Source organism: Ectothiorhodospira variabilis (genome assembly GCF_022227625.1).
Taxonomy (GTDB): Bacteria; Pseudomonadota; Gammaproteobacteria; order Ectothiorhodospirales; family Ectothiorhodospiraceae; genus Ectothiorhodospira; species Ectothiorhodospira haloalkaliphila.
This window is the reverse complement of record NZ_JAJNAO010000007.1, coordinates 57,062-77,808: the sequence shown is the minus strand read 5'-3', so window position 1 is coordinate 77,808 and position 20,747 is coordinate 57,062. Positions and strand designations below refer to the sequence as shown.

Sequence of the window (20,747 nt, the reverse complement as noted above, 5' to 3'; positions counted from 1 at the left end):
GCCAACGACGGAAAGCATCACGTGGAATCCCTCTCCAAACTGACCGAAGCGGCGCTCAATGCCATCAAGGGCGCCAAGGATCTGCGCAATCTCGAAGACCTGCGCGTCCACTTTCTGGGCAAGAAGGGCGTGATCACCGAGCAACTCAAGACCCTCGGATCCCTGCCGGTGGAACACCGCAAGCAGGCGGGGCAGGCCATCAACCAGGCCAAGCAGTTGGTCAATCAGGCTCTGGATCAGCAGCGCAGTGTGCTGGAAGCTGCCGCCCGCGAGGCACGCCTGGCCTCCGAGACAGTGGATGTCACCCTGCCGGGACGTCGCCAGGAGCCGGGGGGTCTGCATCCGGTCACGCTGACCATTGAACGCATGGAGCAATTGCTGGGGCAGTTTGGTTTCCATGTCGCCGAAGGCCCGGAGGTGGAGGACGACTACCATAACTTCGAGGCCCTCAATATTCCCTCGCATCACCCGGCCCGGGCGATGCACGATACCTTCTATTTCGACGCTGGCACCCTGCTGCGCACCCACACCTCACCGGTGCAGGTGCGGGTGATGGAGGGACAGGCCCCGCCGCTTCGCATCATTGCGCCAGGGCGCGTGTATCGTTGCGACTCCGATCTTACCCACAGCCCCATGTTCCACCAGGTGGAAGGATTGCTGGTGGATGAGGGCGTCACCTTTGCCCAGTTGCGGGGCGTGCTGGATGCCTTCCTGAAAGCCTTTTTCGAGCAGGACGACCTGCAAACCCGCTTTCGGCCCTCCTATTTCCCCTTCACGGAGCCATCGGCTGAAGTGGACATCCAGTGCGTGCATTGCGGCGGAAACGGGTGCCGGGTGTGCAAGCACACCGGCTGGCTGGAAGTCATGGGCTGCGGCATGGTGCATCCCAATGTCTTTGAGCATGTGGGCATCGACAGCGAACGCTACACCGGCTTTGCCTTCGGCCTGGGGGTGGAACGCATGGCCATGCTGCGCTACGGCGTGAACGACCTGCGTCTGTTCTTCGATAACGACGTCCGCTTCCTGCGCCAGTTCGTCTAGTTTAAAGGGTAGTCATTCATGAGAATCAGCAATCATTGGCTCGGCCAGTGGGTGGACCATGGCCTGACCGTGGAAGAACTGGGGCATCGCCTGACCATGGCCGGCCTGGAACTGGATGCCATCGAACCGGCGGCCGCTTCGTTTGCCGGGGTGGTGGTGGGGCAGGTGCTCTCCGTGAAGCAGCACCCGGACGCCGATAAACTGCGCCTGTGCCTGGTGAACGATGGCGGCGGCGAACCGATACCCGTGGTCTGCGGTGCCCCCAATGTGCACGAGGGGATGAAGGTTCCCTTTGCGCCTGTGGGTGCCACGCTGCCCAATGATTTCAAGCTCAAGAAGGTCAAGCTGCGGGGTGCCCCGTCCCACGGGATGCTCTGTTCTGCCCGTGAACTGGGCCTGTCCGAGGCCAGCGAGGGCCTGATGGAATTGCCGGCGGATACGCCCGTGGGGCAGGACCTGCGCGAACTCCTCAGCCTGGATGACCAGATTCTTGAGGTGGACCTGACTCCCAACCGGGCTGATTGCCTGAGCCTGTCGGGGGTCGCCCGTGAGGTGGCCACCCTGACGAGGAAGCCACTCAAGGCCGTGGAAACCACGCCGGTTGCGGCAGCCTGCGATGACATTTTCCCGGTGCGCCTGGATGCTCCCGCGGACTGCCCCCGTTACGCTGGCAGGGTGGTGCGTGGTGTGGATGCCACCGCAGCCACGCCCATCTGGATGCAGGAAAGGCTGCGCCGCGCTGGCCTCCGCAGCCTGGGGCCCCTGGTGGATGTGACCAATTACGTGATGCTGGAACTGGGTCAGCCCATGCATGCCTTCGATCTGTCGGTATTGCGGGGCACCCTCATCGTGCGCCGCGCCCATGAGGGCGAAGCACTCAAGCTCCTGGACGAGAAGGATCTCACCCTGAGCGGTGATGATCTGGTGATCGCCGACGAGGAGAAGTGCCTGGCCCTGGCGGGCATCATGGGGGGCGCGGCCAGTGGTGTGACCGACGCGACCCGGGATGTTTTCCTGGAATCAGCCCACTTTGCCCCCATGGCGGTGGCAGGCCGGGCCCGTCACCATGGTTTGCATACCGATTCCTCCCATCGCTTTGAACGGGGCGTGAATCCTGAGCTGCCGTCCCGGGCCCTGGAACGTGCCACGCAGCTGCTCTGCGAGATTGCTGGAGGGCAGCCGGGGCCCGCGCAGGTGGCAGAGAGTGAAGGACATCTTCCGGTGCGAGCCACGATCGACTTTCGGCCTGTGCGGACCAATGAGTTGCTGGGTGCGAACATCAGCACGCAGGCCATGCAGGAGATCCTGACCCGTCTGGGCTGCCAGGTAACCGATGCGCAGACGTCCTGGCAGGTCACACCCCCGTCTTTCCGTTTCGACCTGGCCATCGAGGCAGACCTGGTGGAAGAGATCGCCCGGGTACACGGTTACGATGATCTGCCCACTCAACTGCCTGCAGTACAACCCCAGGTGACCTGGCTGGACGAGGCGCGGGTGCCGCCGCGTCGCATGCGTGCCTGTCTGACGGATCTGGGTTATCTGGAGGCAGTGACCTTCAGCTTTGTGGATCAGGCCTGGCAAGCCCGCTTTGCTCCGGCCGTGACCCCGTTGAAGCTCGCCAACCCCATCTCCTCGGAATTGGCCGTGATGCGGACCAGTTTGTGGCCGGGGCTGGTGAAGGCGGCGCAGTACAATCTCAATCGCCAGCAGGACCGCTTGCGCCTGTTCGAAATCGGCCTGAGCTTTGTACCCGAAGGCAATGAGCTCAAACAGGAAAAGATGATCGCAGGGCTGGTCTGTGGCCCGGCATGGCCGAATCAGTGGGGACAGCCGGACCGCACCGCCGACTTCTTCGACATGAAGGGGGATGTGGAGTCCCTGCTGGGGCTGGCTGGCCTTGACCGGCGCGTGGAATGGCAGGCCTGTGAGCATCCGGCCCTGCATCCTGGTCAGTCCGCCGAGTTGCGCCTGGATGGCCAGATCATCGGTTGGGCAGGCACCCTGAGCCCGGACCTGGAAGACTGGCTGGACCTGGACACCAGCATGTATCTGTTCGAGTTGAAGCTGGAGGCCATCAGCCGGGGTGCGGTGCCCACATTCCGGGGCCAGAGCCGGTTCCCGGCCATCCGTCGGGACCTGGCGATACTGGTGGATGAGGCCGTGCCGGCCGCCCGGGTGGTGCAGGTGATCGAGTCCATGGACTACAGCGCCCTTCAGCAGGTGAGCCTGTTCGATGTGTATACCGGAAAAGGCGTACCTGAAGGAAGAAAAAGCCTGGCTTTGGGCTTGATTTTACAGGATTTATCCAGCACTCTAACCGACAGTCAGGTGGACGACATGATTACTGCTGTCGTGGATAAATTACAAGAAGAGGTTGGGGCGACCCTCAGGGCTTGAGCAATGGCACTGACCAAGGCGGAAATGGCGGAGCAACTCTTCGATGAGTTGGGGCTCAACAAGCGTGAGGCCAAGGAACTCGTTGAGTTGTTCTTTGAGGAAGTGCGCACGGCGCTGGAGCGCGGCGAGCAGGTGAAATTGTCGGGCTTTGGCAATTTCACCCTCCGCGACAAGAACCAGCGTCCCGGGCGAAATCCCAAGACAGGCGAAGAGATTCCCATATCCGCCCGCCGCGTGGTGACTTTCCGCCCCGGGCAAAAACTCAAGGCGAGGGTTGAGTCCTATGCTGGAAGCGGGCAATAACAGCGAGCTGCCGGCCATTCCCGGCAAGCGCTATTTCACCATCGGCGAGGTCAGCGAATTATGCGGGGTCAAGCCCCATGTGCTCCGCTACTGGGAGCAGGAGTTCCCCTCCCTCAAACCGGTCAAGCGCCGCGGTAACCGTCGTTACTACCAGCGTCAGGATGTCATCCTGATTCGCCAGATCCGCAGTCTGCTCTATGAGCAGGGTTACACCATCGGGGGAGCCCGGCAGAAGCTCTCCGGTCAGGAAGCCAAGGAAGATACCACCCAGAGCCAGCAGATCATCCGCCAGATGCGCATCGAACTGGAGGAAGTACTGCAGATCCTCAAGCAGAAACCACCCCAGTCCGGGGAGCATAAATAGGCCGGTACAGCCCCTTCCCAAACCGACCTGAGTTCCCTATAATGCGGCACTCTTTCGGGGCGTAGCGCAGCCTGGTAGCGCACCTGCATGGGGTGCAGGTGGTCGGAGGTTCAAATCCTCTCGCCCCGACCAAAAGTCCTCAAAAAGCCCGGCCTTGCCGGGCTTTTTTGATTCGGCCCCTGATGCATACCCCTCATACGCAACGCAGCTGGCGCAGTGCCTTTGCCGTCTATCGCCATCCCCGGGTGATCGGCATGCTGTTCCTGGGATTTGCCGCGGGTCTGCCGCTGCTGCTGGTGGGCGGCACCTTCACCGCCTGGTTGCGCGACCTGGGGGTGGAGCTGGCGGCCATCGGCTTTCTCAGCTGGGTGGGTATGGCCCACTCCATCAAGATTTTCTGGGCCCCGGTGGTGGACCGACTGGCGTTGCCCTTGCTCACCCGCTGGTTTGGCCGGCGCAGGGCCTGGATGCTCCTGGCGCAGGCGGTGATCGGTGGTTCGTTGCTGGGCATGGCCCTGACCGATCCTACCCAACATCTTTGGCTGGTGGCCGTCTGGGCCGTGCTGGCCGCCTTTGGTTCCGCCACCCAGGATATTGCCATCGATGCCTATCGCATCGAGGCAGTCACCCGGGATCGGCAGGGCGCCATGGCGGCGTCCTATATCTTTGGTTATCGGGTGGCCCTGCTGGCCGCCGGCGCGGGTGCCCTGCACCTGGCTGCCGTGGGTAACTGGAGCATTGCCTATGGGGTGATGGGGTTGCTCATGGGGGTGGGGCTGATCACCACGCTCATCATCCGCGAACCCGAGGTCACCGTGGATCGGACCACCCAGCGCATGGAGCAGCGTGTGGTGGAGTATCTGCAGCGCACTCGTCACCAGGGTTGGCGTCGTGGCCTGACGGCCTGGTTCATCGGTGCGGTGATCTGCCCCTTTGCCGATTTCATGAAACGCTTTGGGTGGGTGGCGTTGCTGATTCTTCTGTTCATCGGCACCTTTCGCATCAGCGATATCTTCATGGGTGTGATGGCCAACCCCTTCTATCTGGACCTGGGTTTCACCAAGACCCAGATCGCCAATGTAGCCGCCGCCTTCGGGCTGGCCATGACGCTCACGGGGGCGGCCCTGGGCGGCCTGCTGGTGGTGCGTTATGGCATCATGCGCATGCTCATCTTCACCGCCTTTCTGGCCCCGATCACCAATCTGACCTTCTCCTGGCTGGCCATGCTCGGCCCCGAGACGTATGGTCTGGTGGTGGCCATCATGGCGGACAACATCAGTGGAGGGCTGGCCATCTCGGTGTTCATCGCCTATCTCTCCAGCCTGACCAATACGGCCTATACAGCGACTCAGTACGCCCTGTTCAGCTCCCTGATGACCCTGCCCGGGCAGTTCCTGGCCGGATTCACCGGCGTGCTGGTGGAGCATATTGACTGGTTCTGGTTCTTCATCTCCTCGGCCCTGATCGGCATGCCGGCAATCGTGCTGGCCTTTGTGCTGGCGCGCTGGGCCAACCCGGACAGGATTGAACAGCCCGGCAAATAGATCCGCGCCCCTTATCCCGCGCATTCATCAGGAGCCGCCGTGACCCAACCCGTACTGCACCTGTTCATCCCCGGTCTGCTGCACAAGGTACCGGAATGGCTCGCATCCTATGGGGAGGTGGGACGCTATCCGGCGCTTGAATGGCTGTTGTCCAGAGGGGATCTGCATCCCTCCCGGGGCCTGCCCCGCGAGACTGCCTTGTGTCGGCTCTTTGGTATCAGCGACGGCATCCCCGCCGGGGCCCTGACACGCATGGCCTGCCATCCCGACGAACCGCTCACCGGCCGCTGGCTGTGTGCAGAACCCGTGTACCTGGAGGCGGGCATCGACGACCTGGTGCTGACGGAGGCCTCCCAACTGAATCTGTCATCGCCTGAGGCCGAGGCACTGGCGACGCTGGTGAACGAACATTTCGCACATCGCCCCTGGACACTGAAGGCCTCGGCGCCTGATCACTGGCATATCCATCTCCCCGACGATGCGGATCCGGGCCTGGAAACCCAGCCGCTGTCTGCGGCGGTCGGCCAACGCGTTGGCCGACTCTTGCCCAGGAAGGGCCCCCACGCCAATGCGTGGCTGCAGGATTTGAATGAGCTCCAGATGCTGCTGTATCCCGCCCCGGTGAATCAGGAGCGGGAAGGGCGGGGCCGTCATCCCATCAACAGTCTGTGGATCTGGGGAGAGGACCCCCTGCCATCGGCACCCGCCCAGGCCCCGCTGGCCGCCGTATTCGGGCAGGGTCGGTTGCTTGAGGGGCTGTGCCAGTGGGGCCGGGTACCCTGCCAGCCGCTCACGGAAGGTGCTGACGCCTTGCTGGAAACCAGCGCTGAGGAAGAGCGCCTGGTGGTCCTGGAAGACGTATGGGCGGCAGCCGCCTACGACGACATCGAGGCCTGGCGAATGGGGATGGAGGCTCTTGAGCAGGCATGGTTCGAGCCGCTTCTCAAGGCCGTCCAGCAGGGTAGGGTGCGCAGTCTTCAGTTGCATGCCGGGGATGGCTCGATCGCCGTTCTGGGCCCCACAGCGCGCTGGCAGTTCTGGCGTCGCCCCCGCTCCTTGAATGATCTGCTGGGAGGAGAAACCCGATGAAGGCCCACCGACGACTGCAGCGCCCCAGCGAAACCCCTCAGGGAGCCGACCTGCTCACCCGCCTCTATGCGCACCGGGGTATCCAGGACCCGGCGCAGATGGATCATGCGCTGACAGGCCTGGCCCCCACCCAGTCGCTGTCCGGAGTCGAGACGGCCAGTGCCCTGCTGCACCAGGCACTGGAAGAGGGCTGGTCGATCCTCGTGGTGGGAGACTTCGACGCCGATGGCGCCACCAGCACCGCCCTTGCGCTGCGGGCCTTGCGGGCCATGGGGGCGGCCCGGGTGGATTACCTGGTGCCCAATCGCTTTGAATACGGCTATGGGCTCACCCCGGAGATTGTCGCCGTGGCCCGGGAGCGTGAACCGCATTTGCTCATCACCGTGGACAACGGCATCTCCAGCCTGGACGGGGTGGCCGCCGCACAGGCGGCGGGCATGAAGGTGTTGATCACGGATCACCACCTGCCCGGCCAGGATCTGCCACCTGCCGATGCCCTGGTGAATCCCAACCTCCCGGGTGATGAATTTCCCAGCAAGTCACTGGCCGGGGTGGGGGTGATCTTTTATGTGATGGCCGCACTGCGCGCCCGGTTGCGCGCCACGGACTGGTTTACCCGACGCGGCCTGGCACAGCCCAACCTGGCGGATTTGCTGGACCTGGTGGCCCTGGGCACGGTGGCCGACGTGGTGCCCCTGGATCGCAACAACCGCATACTGGTGGATCAGGGTCTGCGGCGCATGCGGGCCGGACGTGCCGTACCCGGCATCCGGGCCCTGCTGGAAGTGGCCGGGCGCAATCCCGCCAGGGTGGTGGCCTCGGACGTGGGATTTGCGGTGGGTCCGCGCCTGAATGCTGCCGGGCGCATGGATGACATGTCCATCGGCATTGAATGCCTGCTGACCGATGACCCCGCCCAGGCCCGCATCCTGGCCCAGACCCTGGATGATCTGAACCGGGAACGCCGTGAGGTGGAAAAGGACATGCAGGAGCAAGCACTGATCACGCTGGAAACCCTGCTGGCCGAACATTCTGAACTCACCCAGTGGCACGGGCTGTGTCTCTACGAGCCCGACTGGCATCAGGGAGTGATCGGCATCCTGGCCTCGCGCATCAAGGACCGGGTACATCGCCCGGTGATCGCCTTTGCCCGGGCAGAGGAGGGCACGCTCAAGGGGTCTGCCCGCTCCATCCCCGGTCTGCATATCCGCGACACCCTGGAGGCCATCGCCACCCGTCATCCGGGACTCATCAGCCGATTCGGAGGGCATGCCATGGCGGCTGGCCTGAGCCTGCCCGAGGATCATCTCAAGCCGTTCCGGGAGGCCTTCGAGGACACCGTGCGTGAGACCATGGACCCGCGCGATCTGGAGGGGGTCATTCACAGCGACGGCCCCCTCTTTGATCATGAACTCAATCTGGAGACGGCCGAGCGCCTGCGCGCTGCCGGCCCCTGGGGGCAGGGCTTCCCGGAACCCTTGTTCGATGGCGTGTTCCATATACGGGAGCGCCGCCCCCTGGGGGATGGTCGTCACCTGCGCCTGACCCTTCAGCCGGTGGACGGCTCGGTACGGGTGAATGCGGTGGCCTTCAATATCGATCCCGAGGAATGGCCCGAAGGCCAGGAGCAGGTCCATCTGGCCTATCGTCTGGATGCCAATGAATTCCGCGGGGCCTGCACGGCGCAACTGGTGGTGGAGCATGTGGTGACAGGGTAAGCCCCGGGGCCCGAATAAAACATACGCTTGGATGATCATGGACACACCCACACAACCGCAGGCAAAAACATCCCCCCCACTGCTTCAACTCACCCAGGTGAGCAAGCACTACACGGAAGGCCACCAGCGTCGCACGGTCCTCGACAAGGTGGACGCCCGGGTGCAGGCCGGCGAGATCGTGGCCCTGGTGGGGCGCTCCGGGTCCGGTAAATCCACCCTGCTCAACCTGCTGGCCGGCATCGATCGCCCCGATACCGGGGAGATCCATGTGCATGCCCGGCGGCTGGATACCATGAGCGAGCGGGAGCGCACCCTGTTCCGTCGCCGTGAAGTGGGTTTCGTTTACCAGTTCTTCAATCTCATCCCCACCCTGACCGTGGCCGAGAACGTGGCCCTGCCCATGGAGCTCAATGGCGTGGGGAGTCGAGAGCGGGGTGAACGGGTGAAACACCTGCTGGACCTGGTGGAACTGGGCCATCGGTCACAGGCCTTTCCCGACGAACTCTCCGGGGGGGAACAGCAACGGGTCGCCATGGTGCGGGCCATGGCCCATGAACCTGCCCTGCTGCTGGCGGACGAGCCCACCGGTAATCTGGATGCGGAGACCGGCGCCCGGATCATCAGCCTGCTGCGGGATCTGGTCAGGGATCAGGGACGCACCCTGGTCATGGTGACCCACAGCCAGGAGATGGCCGCCATCGCCGATCGGGTGTGGACCCTGAGTGAAGGCCATATCACGCCGACGGACAACACCCCATGACGCTGCTGGCCAAGGCCCTGATCCGGGACCACCGCAAGCGGCCCTGGAACATCTTGTTTTCCATCCTGGGGGTGGCCCTGGGCGTGGCCATCGTGGTGGCCGTGGACATCGCCAACTCCAGCGCCTCCCGAGCCTTCGAAATGTCGTTGGAAACCGTGACCGGTCGGGCCACCCACCAGGTACTGGGGGGGCCTGCGGGGCTGGATGAGACCCTGTATGCCCAGCTGCGCCGGCAGGGTTTTCGCCAGAGCGCTCCGGTGGTGGAAGGTCACGTCCAGACCCGGGGCGAAACCTTCACCCTGCTGGGTCTGGAGCCCTTTGCCGAGGCCCCGTTTCGGGACTACGCCGATGGAATCCGTGGCGAAGGCGTGAGCGCCCTGGTGACGGATGTCGATGCCGTCATGCTCAGCGCCCGGACCGCCGCCAGACTGGACCTGGAATCGGGTGACCGCTTCACCCTGAGCATCCGGGGGCGGGAGGAAACCGTCACCCTGCGCTCGGTCCTGGACACCGACGAACCCGGCCTGGATGGCATCATGCTGGCCGACATCGCTCATGCGCAGGTGCTGCTGAAGCGCCTCGGGCAACTGGACCGCATCGACCTGATCCTGCCCGACGATCAGGCCCTGGAGCGCCTGCGGACCCTGTTGCCCGAGGGAGCTGAGGTGATGGCAACCCAAAGCCGCAACGAGGCCACGTTGCAGATGTCCCGGGCCTTTCACATCAATCTCACTGCCATGAGTCTTCTGGCCCTGCTGGTGGGGGCCTTTCTCATCTATAACACCATGATCTTCTCGGTGCTCCGGCGCCGCCGTCTGTTGGCCACCTTGCGCATGCAGGGCATGACCGGTGCCGAGCTGTTTCGCCTGGTGATGACCGAGGCCCTGCTGGTGGGCCTGGTCGGCTCCGTGCTGGGATTGCTGGCCGGCACGCTGATCGGGCAGCTCCTGCTGCAGATGGTCACGCGCACCGTATCCGACATGTATTTCGTGCTCACGGTGACCGAGTTGCATCTCACCCTTTGGGTGGTGCTCAAGGGGTTGCTGCTGGGTATTGCTGCCACACTGGCGGCTGCCCTGGGACCCGCCTGGGAGGCGGCGCGAATCTCGCCCCGGGATGCCCTGAGTCGCTCCACGCTGGAGCGGGGCGTGGGGCGTCTGATGCCCTGGCTGATCGGGGCTGGCCTGATCCTGATGGGTCTGGGCTGGATCCTGGTGCAATGGCCCAGTCAGAGTCTGTTGCTGGGGTTTGCCGCCCTGTTCCTGCTGATTCTGGGGTATGCCCTGCTGATCCCGCCGGCCTTGCTGATGCTGGCCCGGAGTCTGACCGGGCCCATGGGGGCGACCTTTGGTGCCGTGGGGCGCCTGTCGGCCCGCGGGGTCAGTGCCGGGATGAGCCGGGCGGGGCCTGCCACAGCTGCCCTGGCCCTGGCCGTGTCGGCCACCATCGGTGTGGGCGTGATGGTGGAGAGTTTTCGCACCACGGTGGATGTGTGGCTGGGCCAGACCCTGCAAAGTGACGTCTATGTGAGCGCACCGGGACGTTCCGGGGTGGGTGTCAATCCCACCCTGCCGGACGATGCCCGATCCCGGGTCGAGGCCCTGGAGGCGGTGGAAACCGTGAGTACGGCACGTCGCGTCCATGTCCATTCGCCCCAGGGCACCATGGAAGTGATGGCCGTGGACCCGGCACCGCGTACCCCCGAGGGTTATCGCTACCGGGCAGGTGATGGGGCCACCGCCTGGCAGGCCCTGGAGAACCAGGATGCCGTGCTCATCTCCGAGCCCCTGGCCTGGCGCCTGTCGCTGGGGCTGAACGACACCCTGACCCTGCGCACGGATCGCGGGCCACGGGAGTTCACCATCGTTGGCGTGGTGCAGGAATACGGCTCGGACCGTGGCCTGGTGACCGTGCATCGGGCACTGTATGACCGTTACTGGGACGACCCTGGAGTGGCCTCGTTGGGTATCTATCTGCGGGACGGCATCGCTCTTGATCCTGCCCTGGAGGACATACGCGCCGCGGTGGCCGATCTGGAGGCGCCGGTGCTGGTGACTGCCAGCGGTGAGATCCGCGAGATGTCCATGGATATCTTCGACCGAACCTTTGCCATCACTCACATCCTGCGCCTGCTCACGGTGGGTGTGGCCTTCATCGGCATCCTGAGTGCCCTGATGGCCCTGCAGATGGAGCGCTCCAAGGAGAATGCCGTGCTCCGTGCCACGGGTGTCACGCCCGGTGAGCTGGGGGGTATGGTCGCGCTGCAAAGCGGTCTGCTGGGTCTGGCGGCGGGGCTCCTGGCCATGCCGCTGGGATTGCTCATGTCCCAGGTATTGATCGAGGTGATCAATCTGCGCTCGTTTGGCTGGAGCATGCAGCACGATGTATCCCCACGGGTGCTGATGGAAGGGTTGTGGCTGGCGCTGCTGGCAGCCCTGCTGGCCGGGGTCTATCCGGGGTTGCGGATGGCGCGTGCCCGACCGGCTGAACATCTGAGGGAGGAGTGATGATGATCCGACGATGGTCAGTAGTGGGGGTGACCCTGCTGACGGTGTTGGGGCTGATGGGGTGCGGGGCAGGGCAGCCGGATCGGGAAGATGACACCCTGGCCGTTTCCCAGGCCCTGGGAGGGGATGACATGGAAGGCTACGCCCGGGCCGTGGAGCCCCGGGAGTTCCGCTTCCCCCAGGATCATGTCGCCCATCCGGAGTACCGAAACGAATGGTGGTATGTCACCGGTAACCTGGACGACGCAGAAGGCCGCCGTTTCGGATTTCAGATCACCTTCTTCCGGTTCGCCCTGTCGCCCACACCGCCGGAATCCGAATCCACCTGGGCCACCAATCAGGGCTGGATGGCACACCTGGCGGTGACCGACGTGAACGGCGACCGACACCGGGCCCTGGAGCGTTTTTCCCGTGGGGCCGCCGGCCTGGCCGGGGCGGAGCTGGATCCGTTTCGTGTCTGGCTGGACGACTGGGAACTGGGCGCCGAGGCGGGTAACGACTTCCCCTGGCGGCTGGTGGCCGCCGAGGGAGATCTGGCCCTGGACCTTCGCCTGGAGCCGCTCAAGGACAAGGTCTTCCAGGGGGACAGGGGGTTGAGTCAGAAGTCTCCGGAACCGGGCAATGCCTCATACTATTTTTCCATGACCCGCCTCGATACCGAGGGTACCCTCAGCCTGGGGGGGCGTGAGTACTCGGTGAGTGGTCTGTCGTGGATGGACCGGGAATGGAGCACCAGTGTGCTGGGAGAGAGCCAGGTGGGGTGGGACTGGTTTTCCCTGCAACTGGATGACGGGCATGATGTGATGGTCTACGAGTTGCGTCTGGAAGACGGCGGTGTGGATCCCTTGAGCAAGGGCCTGTGGGTGGAACCGGACAGCCAGCATCAGGTGATCCCCCATGACGCCTTTGAACTGCAGGTGCTCAGGACCTGGACCAGTCCCGCCGGCAGCACTTATCCGGTGGCCTGGCGTCTGCGTCTGCTGGAACAGGAACGCGACCTGGAGATCCGTGCCGTGCGTGAGGATCAGGAAATGGACCTGACGGTACGCTACTGGGAGGGGGCCGTGGATGTCTTCGAAGCCGGGAAGCCGGCGGGACGCGGTTTTGTGGAAATGACCGCCTATTGAGCGTCTGACACTGGGTCAATTGTCGAGGTAAGCCATGCAGGATCATGATTATCCGGATGTTTCCCGTAAGCGTATCCCGATCTGGGATCTACCGACCCGCATCTTCCACTGGTTGTTGGTGCCGCTGCTCATTGGCCTGTGGTATACAAGCCAGGACGTCATGACCATGAAATGGCATATGTGGCTGGGCTACACGCTCCTGGCCTTGCTGCTGTTTCGCATCATATGGGGGGTGTTGGGTACGCGTTCATCGCGATTCAGCGATTTTCTGGCCGGTCCGGTAACCGTCTTCCGGTATCTGCGGGATCTGTTCCGGGGGAAGTCTCCAACCTATACCGGGCATAACCCCCTGGGCGGGTGGTCGGTGATGCTGATGCTGGGCCTGCTGCTGTTTCAGGGCATCAGCGGTTTGTTTTCCAATGATCAGATCTTTACCCGGGGGCCCTTTGCACGCATGGTCTCGTCATCCACCAGCAACACCCTCACCAGTCTGCATAAATCCAACTTCGATCTGTTGTTGATCGTGATTGGCATTCATGTGCTGGCGGTGTTCCTGTACTGGCTCATCAAGCGGGACAACCTGGTGGGCCCCATGATCACCGGGCGCAAGTGGGTGGCTCGGGGCGAGGCCTCGGGCGTACGGTTTGCCAGTCCATGGTGGGCCCTGGTGGCACTGGGGGTGTCGGCGGCTGGGGTCTGGGGGGCGGTGACTTATCTGCCATAGTGGGTTTTCCTTCCCCTCACCCCAACCCCTCTCCCCAAAAGGGGAGAGGGGCTCATGAGCATGGCCCCTTTCTCCTCTCCGGGGAGATGAGGCGGGGACTGGGGGCGGCAGTTACATGCGGAAATCGTCGTGGCAGGAGCGGCAGCTCTGGCCCACGGCACCGATCTGACGGCGGATATCCCGCTCACCCGCCTCTTCAGTGATCAACTCAACCAGGCGAGCACTGGCCTGCTCGAAGTCAGCGGCCTTTTCGTCGAAGGCCTCCCGGTTCATCCACACCTCGGGCATGGCGTCGGTGTTGCCAAGGTCCGAACCTTCGGTGAAGCCCTGCCAGGGCATGTCGGCCACCCGATCCAATTGCCCGGCATGCTTGGCAGCCAGCTCTCGATCGAACGGGATGTCCCCCTGAGCCATGGCGCCCAGCGGCCCCATGTTCCACTTGAACACCTGGAAGACCCCCTGACGATAGTCAATGGCATCCTCCGGATCGGCCGCCGAGACCGTTCCGACGGACAGGGTGAGGGCCAGGCCGGCAATCAGGGCTTTGGTCATGGTTTTCATGGGTTGTGTACCTCCAATGTCTCGCATGGTGAGCGACTGAGTGTAGCAGTTGACCCCGTGTCGGGGCATTCAAGCATTCCATCGAACAGACGCTATAAAGCCATGCAAGGGCTGGACGAAAGTGGCAGCCTTGGCGGGTCATCATGTCTGGGCAAAGGGCCCATACAAAGTCAGTTCGACAGTGAGCCTACCGCGAGGGAAGGCACTGCAGTGGGAGGGAGTGCAGATGGGGTCGCGTTTGACCATTCGAATGAAATTGATGGCCATGACCGGGCTGGCCCTGGTGTTCATGGTGATCCTGGCGGCGGTGGGGCTTGCAGGGATGTACCAGAACCATGCCCAGTTGAACACCATTTACCAGGATCGCGTGATCCCCATGGATCAATTGAGCCAGATCGGCAACACACTGGCGAACAACCGCGCGCACCTGCTGATTGCCCTGCACAACCCCAATCTCGACAATATCGAGGCCGCCATTGAGGGCATCGAGGCCAGCAATCAGCAGAGAAATCAGATCTGGCGCGATTATCTGGAGACCTACCTCACCCCCAGGGAGCAACAACTGGCGGACCGCCTGGCAGAACAGATGGCGGGGCTGGAGGAACAGGCCATGACCCCGGCCACGGAAGCCCTGAGAAGCTTTCACCTGGAGCGGGCCGATGCCCTCCTGCAGGAGCAGGTCACACCCCGTGCCGAGGCCGTCAATGCCACTCTCGCCGATTTGATGAGCCTGCAGATGGATGTCTCCCGGGCCATCCATGAGGGGGCCCTGAGCCAGTACCAGAACACCCGTAACGGCATGATCGCGGCTCTGCTGGTGGTCATCCTCATCTCCTCGGGAATTGCCCTCATGGTGATCCGGCGCATCAGCGGCGCGGTGGATGAACTGGACCGGGCGAGCCGGGAGATGGCCAGGGGCAATCTCACCATCAAGGTGGCCGAATCCGGACACGATGAACTGACCCGGGTTGCCAGAGGTTTCAACCAGATGGTGGAGAGTGTCCGAGGCATCATCGGTCAGGTCACCGGCGCCACCACGCAGGTGGCCTCGGCCGCTGAGGAGTTGACGGCCGTGACCGGCGAAACCCGGCAACGCGTGGATCAGCAGCAGAACCAGACCGAGCAGGTGGCCACGGCCATGAACGAGATGACCACCACCGTGGTGGAGGTGGCCCGCAACGCCGCCGACGCCTCCCAGGCGGCTCAGCAGGTGAACCAGGAGGCCGGTGAGGCCCAGCAGGTGTCGGCCCAGGCCATCCAGGCCATCCAGGACCTCTCCGATGAGATCCGCAGGGCGGCCGAGGTCATCCAGAAACTGGAGGCGGACAGCGAAAAGATTGGCGCCGTGCTGGATGTGATCCAGGGCGTGGCGGAACAGACCAATCTGCTGGCCCTGAACGCGGCCATCGAGGCAGCCCGGGCAGGAGAACAGGGCAGGGGGTTTGCGGTGGTGGCCGACGAAGTGCGGACCCTGGCCAGTCGCACCCAGAAATCAACCCTCGAGATCGAGGAGATGATCAAGGCGCTCCAGGGTGGCACGCGCAATGCCGTGGCCGTGATGAACTCGGGACTCAAGCGGGCGGAGGAGACCTCGAAAGGTGCCGCCATGGCCGATCGCTCCATGGCCTCCATCGTCCAGGCCGTGGGCACCATCAATGACATGAGCACCCAGATTGCCAGTGCCGCCGAAGAACAAAGTGCCGTGGCGGAGGATATCAACCGCAACGTGGTGCGCATCAGCGAGGTGGGCCATGATGTGTCCAGCGGCTCGGGAGAGATCGCCAGTGCCGCTCAGGAACTCTCGCGGTTGGCGGCGGATCTGAGTCATGCCATGGATCGATTCCGTGTAAACTGACACCCATGAACTTGCGCTGCATCACTTTCGACCTGGATGACACCCTCTGGGCCTGTGCCCCGGTGATCCAGAATGCTGAACGCACCTTCCATGACTGGCTTGGCGCCCATTATCCGGGCATCACCCGGCGCATGAACCTGAAGGCGATGATCGACCATCGCCAGCGGTGGTTCCGCCCCCGAGCCCACCTGCATCATGATCTCACCTCCCTGCGCAAGCAGTGGCTGGCCGCCCTGGCGGTGGAATACGGTTACGATGATGCCTTGGTGGAACCGGGCTTTCGGGTCTTCTGGGAAGCCCGGAACCAGGTGGCCCTCTACGATGATGTCCTCGAAACCCTGGACAGGCTGCGTCACCATTACACCATCGGTGCCATCACCAATGGCAACGCGGACGTGCATTACATCGGCATCGGCCAGTATTTCGACTTTGTGGTGACCGCCGCGGGGGCTGGCCATGCCAAGCCATCGCCCGAGATCTTTACCGCGGCCCTGGACGAAGCCGCCGTGGCCGCCCACGAGGCGCTTCACGTGGGAGATGATCCTGAGCGGGATGTGCGCGGCGCGGCGCGCGTGGGAATGCGCACCGCCTGGGTGAACACCCATGGCATGAAATGGCCCGGTGGGCCTGGGCCGGACCTGCAGATGCTCCATGTGGGCGAGCTGCCCAGCAGGCTATTGATCGGATCCACCAACCCGGAGGAGCGTGCCTCGTGAAGCGATTTGGCATTCGCATTACCCTGCCCCAGGGTGACACCCTGTCGGCGTCACATCTGCTGGGGGAGGGCTGGGAGCATTTTCGCTGGTATGAGACGGCCCAGGAGCGGGATGCGGCCCTTGAAGACATGCAAAATCCCCCGCCGTACTATCGTCGCGGCGACACGATCACCCAGGTGCTGGAAAAAGTGGAACGCTGACCAGCTCGGGTCAGCCATCCAGTTCCGGTCCCAGCACCTTCCAGACCGTATCCAGCATCACCGGCTGCGCACTGGCGGTGGGGTGAATGCCGTCGGACTGCATCATCCCTTCCTCCAGCGCCACGCCTTCCAGCAGGAAGGGGACCAGGGGCAGATCATGCTCGGCGGCCAGATCGTGATAGATCCGGTGGAACCTCTCGGTGAAATGTCTGCCCAAGTTGGGCGGTACCTGAATGCCCACCAGTAACACCTGGGCGCCGGCATCCTGGCTGAGGTCAATCATTTCACGGAGATTGCGGGACATCTCCTCCAGCGGGATACGCCGCAGGCCGTCGTTACCTCCCAGGCTCAGAATGACCCACTCAGGCTCATGACGCTCCAGCAGCCGGGGCAGGCGGGTCAGACCACCGCGGGTGGTCTCGCCGCTGATGCTGGCATTGAGTACACGAAAATCCCGGCCCTGTTCAACCAGGCGGGATTCCAGCAGGGCCACCCAGCCCTGATCCGTGGGCATGCCGTAGGCGGCGCTCAGGCTGTCGCCCATCACCAGCAGGGTGGGACGCTCATCCGCGACGCTGGCCGTGACCGGCGTCAGGAACAGCAACACAATCAGAAGGAGTCTTGATCTCATGGTCTCTCACTCTCCCGCCCCGGTGGTTTCCGCGAGCGGTATCGTTAAATCCGTCATGGGCCCGGCCGGACGATTGTCCATTCTAAAGGGTGTGGACTTGCATGTGGCGCCTGCCGAGGCGGTGGCCATCCTGGGAGCCTCGGGTTCGGGCAAGTCCACGCTGCTGGGCCTGCTTGCGGGGTTGGATCTCCCCAGCGGGGGAGAAGTTCGCCTGCTGGACCAGGATCTGGGCAGGTTGAGTGAGGATGCGCGGGCCGGGTTGCGGGCCGGTCGGGTCGGCTTCGTCTTCCAGTCCTTCCAGCTTCTGCCAGCCCTGACGGCCCTGGAGAACGTGATGCTCACGCTGGAGCTCTCCGGTCACGAGGGCGATGCCCGTGCCGGGGCCCGGGAAGCTCTGGAGCAGGTGGGTCTGGGTCCACGCCTGGATCATTACCCCAGTCAACTTTCGGGAGGTGAACAGCAGCGGGTGGCCATCGCCCGCGCCTTCGCCGCCCATCCCCAGGTGCTGTTTGCGGATGAACCCACGGGCAATCTGGATCAGCAGACGGGCGATCAGATCATCCAGCTGCTGTTCAACCTGAAATCCGCTTATGGCACGGCCCTGGTGCTGGTCACCCATGACCCGGATCTGGCCAGCCGCTGTGAACGGCGCTACCGCATCACCGACGGCGTTCTGGGGGCCGCATGAACCGCGCGCTGCGTTACTCCTGGATTTCCCTGGGCCGCGAATGGCGAGCCGGGGAGTTGCGCATCCTGGCACTGGCCCTGGTGATCGCAGTGGCAGCCGTCACCTCGGTGAGCTTTTTCACCGATCGGGTGCAACGGGCCATGTCCCTGCAGGCCACGGAACTGTTGGGGGCGGATCTGAGCATCACCTCGCCCCAGCCCATACCCGGTGAATTTGCCCGGGAGGCCCGGGAGCGGGATCTGGATACGGCCCGTTACGTGAGCTTCCCCAGCGTGGTGGTGGCCGGTGATGATTCAGAGCTGGCCGAGCTCAAGGCCGTGAGCGATGGCTGGCCCCTGAGGGGCACGGCCCGTGTCAGTGAAGCGCTCTTCGGGGAGGAGCGGGAGACCCGTTCCGTGCCCGGCTCCGGCGAGGCCTGGGTGGAAGCGCGCTTGCTGCAACTGCTGGAGTTGTCCGTGGGCGACAGCCTGGAGGTGGGTGAGATCTCGTTGTCCATCACCCGGGTGCTCACCTACGAGCCGGACCGGGGCGGGGACCTTTTCCAGTTGGCGCCGCGATTGATGCTCAACGTGGAGGACCTGGAAGCCACCGGGCTGATCGTCCCCGGCAGCCGGGTGAATCATCGTTTCCTGGTGGCCGGGGATGAGGCTGCCATCAACCGCTACCGGGAATGGGCCTCTGCGGAGCTGGCCGAGAACCAACGCCTGGAAACCGTGGCCGACGCCCAACCCGCCCTGCGCAATGCCATTGCCCGGGGCGAACAGTTCCTGAGCCTGGCCGCCCTGGTGGCGGTACTACTGGCCGGGGGCGCGGTGGCGGTCGCGGCGCGTCATTACAGCGACCGGCAATCGGATACCAGCGCGGTCATGCGTTGCCTGGGGGCGTCGCGACGCTTCGTCCTGCAGGTGTTCACCCTGCGACTGCTCTGGCTGGCCTTGCTGGCCAGCACCGTCGGCCTGGTGCTGGGTTTCGCGGCACAGGGCGTGCTGGCCTGGCTGCTGTCGGGCTGGTTTGCCACCGAGCTGCCGCTGCCCTCCCTGTGGCCGGTATTCACCGGCATGGGGGTGGGCTTGATCACGGCACTGGGATTCGGCCTGCCGGCCTTGCTGCGCATCGGCCAGGTGCCGCCACTGCGGGTGCTGCGTCGGGATCTGGGTGCCCCTCCGCCCGCCATGTGGCTGGTCCTGGGGCTGGCCATGCTCACGCTGGGTGTGCTGCTGCTGTGGCAGGCCGGGGATGTGCGCCTGGCGGGTTTCGTGCTCGGCGGCGCGGCCGTGACCGTTGCCGTGCTCTGGCTGGCGGCGCTGCTCCTGGTCAAGGCCCTCACGCCCCTGCGCAGCCGGGGCGGGGTGGCCCTGCGCTTCGGCCTGGCCAATCTCTCCCGGCGCGGCGCCCTGAGCGCCGTGCAGCTCTCCGCCTTCGGTCTGGGCATCATGGCGCTGCTGCTGCTGGCCCTGGTACGTGTGGACCTGCTCTCGGAATGGGAGGGCAGCCTGCCCGAGGGGGCGCCCAATCACTTCATGATCAATGTCCAGCCGGACCAGGTGGAACCCCTGCAGGCCCTGTTCGAGCGCCATGGCATGGAGAGACCCGAGTATTACCCCATGATCCGGGGGCGGCTCTCGGCCATGAACGACGCACCGGTTCGCCCGGAGGACTACACCAACCCCAGGGCCGAGCGTCTGGTGACAAGGGAGTTCAATCTCTCTTTTGCCGGGGACCTGCAGCCGGGTAACCGCGTGGTGGCGGGGCAGTGGTGGGACCCGGAGGACCCGGAACCGGGCTTCTCCGTGGAGGAAGGTCTGGCCGAGACCCTGGGGATCGAACTGGGGGACGTCCTGGAGTTCAGCATCGCCGGTGAACGGGTGCGGGCACCGGTGACCAACCTGCGCGGCGTGGAATGGGATTCCTTCAACGTCAATTTCTTTGTGCTCTCGTCGCCAGGGGTGCTGGAGGATTTTCCGGCCACCTACATCACCAGCTTCCACATGGATGAGGCAGGTCAGCGCATGCTGACCGAGGCAGTGCGCCAGTTCCCCAGCATCACCGTGCTGGATGTGAGGGCCCTCATGCAGCAGGTACGTGACATCATCGACCGGGCCAGCCTGGCGGTGGAATACGTCTTTCTGTTCACCCTGGCTGCCGGTGTGACGGTGTTGTTCGCCGCCATCCATGCCACCCGCGACCTGCGCCGCCGGGAGAGCGCCGTGCTGCGCACCCTGGGGGCCAGCCGTAAACAGGTACTGGCAGGCCTGCTGGCGGAGTTCATGGTCATGGGGGCGCTGGCCGGGCTGCTGGCGAGCGCGGGAGCCAGTGCCGTCGGTATCGTGCTGGCCCGTGAGATCTTCGATCTACCCTACACGGTGAATCCCGTGCTGTGGTTGGCGGGTGTGGGGGGCGGCGCCCTGGGGGTTGGGCTGGCCGGTTGGCTGGGTGCCCGTTCCGTTCTGCGCCAGCCGCCGTTGCTGACGTTGCGCCAGGTGGGGTGAGCGGGCCCCATCGCCCGCCGCGCCCAATGACGG

At 64.2% G+C, this 20,747-nt stretch carries 18 protein-coding genes and 1 tRNA gene; 17 read left to right on the top strand and 2 right to left on the bottom strand.

Features of this window, described 5'->3' with window-relative positions:
* The first annotated feature begins 21 nt into the window (after positions 1–21).
* The 12 genes from pheS (at position 22) to LPW30_RS09055 (ending at position 13,574) form a co-directional block, all read left to right on the top strand.
* The gene (pheS, locus tag LPW30_RS09110) at positions 22–1,041 is read left to right on the top strand and encodes a phenylalanine--tRNA ligase subunit alpha (RefSeq protein WP_025281354.1); all 1,020 of its coding nucleotides are present in this window, start codon (positions 22–24) and stop codon (positions 1,039–1,041) included.
* 18 nt (positions 1,042–1,059) lie between these two features.
* A complete protein-coding gene (pheT, locus tag LPW30_RS09105; protein ID WP_239680676.1) occupies positions 1,060–3,438 on the top strand; it encodes a phenylalanine--tRNA ligase subunit beta in 2,379 nt (792 codons plus the stop codon).
* Between the two features lie 3 nt (positions 3,439–3,441).
* Positions 3,442–3,741, top strand: a complete 300-nt coding sequence (gene ihfA / locus LPW30_RS09100) for an integration host factor subunit alpha (RefSeq protein ID WP_025281356.1) — start codon at positions 3,442–3,444, stop codon at positions 3,739–3,741.
* On the top strand, positions 3,722–4,105 hold the full coding sequence (locus LPW30_RS09095; RefSeq protein ID WP_063465397.1) for a MerR family transcriptional regulator: 384 nt from the start codon (positions 3,722–3,724) through the stop codon (positions 4,103–4,105). Before ihfA ends, LPW30_RS09095 begins: the two co-directional genes overlap by 20 nt.
* 55 nt (positions 4,106–4,160) lie before the next feature.
* Positions 4,161–4,237, top strand: a tRNA-Pro gene (locus LPW30_RS09090).
* A 50-nt stretch (positions 4,238–4,287) separates the two neighbouring features.
* The gene (locus LPW30_RS09085; protein WP_239680675.1) at positions 4,288–5,649 is read left to right on the top strand and encodes an AmpG family muropeptide MFS transporter; all 1,362 of its coding nucleotides are present in this window, start codon (positions 4,288–4,290) and stop codon (positions 5,647–5,649) included.
* Positions 5,650–5,688: 39 nt separating this feature from the next.
* The gene (locus tag LPW30_RS09080) at positions 5,689–6,738 is read left to right on the top strand and encodes a hypothetical protein (protein WP_239680674.1); all 1,050 of its coding nucleotides are present in this window, start codon (positions 5,689–5,691) and stop codon (positions 6,736–6,738) included.
* Positions 6,735–8,456 carry a single-stranded-DNA-specific exonuclease RecJ gene (gene recJ, locus LPW30_RS09075; protein WP_239680673.1) on the top strand — a complete coding sequence of 574 codons (1,722 nt, stop codon included), beginning with the start codon at positions 6,735–6,737 and terminating at the stop codon, positions 8,454–8,456. Before LPW30_RS09080 ends, recJ begins: the two co-directional genes overlap by 4 nt.
* A gap of 37 nt (positions 8,457–8,493) precedes the next feature.
* Positions 8,494–9,216 carry an ABC transporter ATP-binding protein gene (locus LPW30_RS09070; protein WP_051582537.1) on the top strand — a complete coding sequence of 241 codons (723 nt, stop codon included), beginning with the start codon at positions 8,494–8,496 and terminating at the stop codon, positions 9,214–9,216.
* Positions 9,213–11,723 carry an FtsX-like permease family protein gene (locus LPW30_RS09065; RefSeq protein ID WP_239680672.1) on the top strand — a complete coding sequence of 837 codons (2,511 nt, stop codon included), beginning with the start codon at positions 9,213–9,215 and terminating at the stop codon, positions 11,721–11,723. Before LPW30_RS09070 ends, LPW30_RS09065 begins: the two co-directional genes overlap by 4 nt.
* Positions 11,723–12,850, top strand: coding sequence for a lipocalin-like domain-containing protein (locus LPW30_RS09060; RefSeq protein ID WP_239680671.1), 1,128 nt, complete (start codon positions 11,723–11,725; stop codon positions 12,848–12,850). The genes LPW30_RS09065 and LPW30_RS09060 overlap by 1 nt, the downstream gene beginning before the upstream one ends.
* A 34-nt stretch (positions 12,851–12,884) precedes the next feature.
* Positions 12,885–13,574 (top strand): cytochrome b/b6 domain-containing protein, encoded by a 690-nt coding sequence (locus LPW30_RS09055; protein WP_239680670.1) that lies wholly within the window; start codon positions 12,885–12,887, stop codon positions 13,572–13,574.
* A 111-nt stretch (positions 13,575–13,685) separates the two neighbouring features.
* Here LPW30_RS09055 and LPW30_RS09050 read toward each other — a convergent pair whose 3' ends face one another.
* Positions 13,686–14,135 (bottom strand): c-type cytochrome, encoded by a 450-nt coding sequence (locus tag LPW30_RS09050; RefSeq protein ID WP_025281363.1) that lies wholly within the window; start codon positions 14,133–14,135, stop codon positions 13,686–13,688.
* Between the two features lie 226 nt (positions 14,136–14,361).
* Here LPW30_RS09050 and LPW30_RS09045 point away from each other — a divergent pair, with 226 nt between their 5' ends.
* The 3 genes from LPW30_RS09045 to LPW30_RS09035 are packed head-to-tail and all read left to right on the top strand — an operon-like array spanning position 14,362 to position 16,906.
* The gene (locus LPW30_RS09045; protein ID WP_274521667.1) at positions 14,362–15,990 is read left to right on the top strand and encodes a methyl-accepting chemotaxis protein; all 1,629 of its coding nucleotides are present in this window, start codon (positions 14,362–14,364) and stop codon (positions 15,988–15,990) included.
* Positions 15,991–15,995: 5 nt separating this feature from the next.
* Positions 15,996–16,706, top strand: coding sequence for an HAD family hydrolase (locus LPW30_RS09040; protein WP_238624664.1), 711 nt, complete (start codon positions 15,996–15,998; stop codon positions 16,704–16,706).
* A complete protein-coding gene (locus tag LPW30_RS09035; RefSeq protein WP_025281366.1) occupies positions 16,703–16,906 on the top strand; it encodes a hypothetical protein in 204 nt (67 codons plus the stop codon). The genes LPW30_RS09040 and LPW30_RS09035 overlap by 4 nt, the downstream gene beginning before the upstream one ends.
* Positions 16,907–16,916: 10 nt before the next feature.
* Here the strand turns inward: LPW30_RS09035 and LPW30_RS09030 are convergent, their stop codons facing one another.
* On the bottom strand, positions 16,917–17,537 hold the full coding sequence (locus tag LPW30_RS09030; protein ID WP_238624663.1) for an arylesterase: 621 nt from the start codon (positions 17,535–17,537) through the stop codon (positions 16,917–16,919).
* Here LPW30_RS09030 and LPW30_RS09025 point away from each other — a divergent pair.
* A complete protein-coding gene (locus LPW30_RS09025) occupies positions 17,536–18,225 on the top strand; it encodes an ABC transporter ATP-binding protein (protein WP_025281368.1) in 690 nt (229 codons plus the stop codon). The genes LPW30_RS09030 and LPW30_RS09025 overlap by 2 nt on opposite strands.
* Complete coding sequence (locus tag LPW30_RS09020; protein ID WP_239680668.1) at positions 18,222–20,714, top strand: ABC transporter permease; 2,493 nt, start codon at positions 18,222–18,224, stop codon at positions 20,712–20,714. The genes LPW30_RS09025 and LPW30_RS09020 overlap by 4 nt, the downstream gene beginning before the upstream one ends.
* The last annotated feature ends 33 nt before the right edge of the window (positions 20,715–20,747 follow it).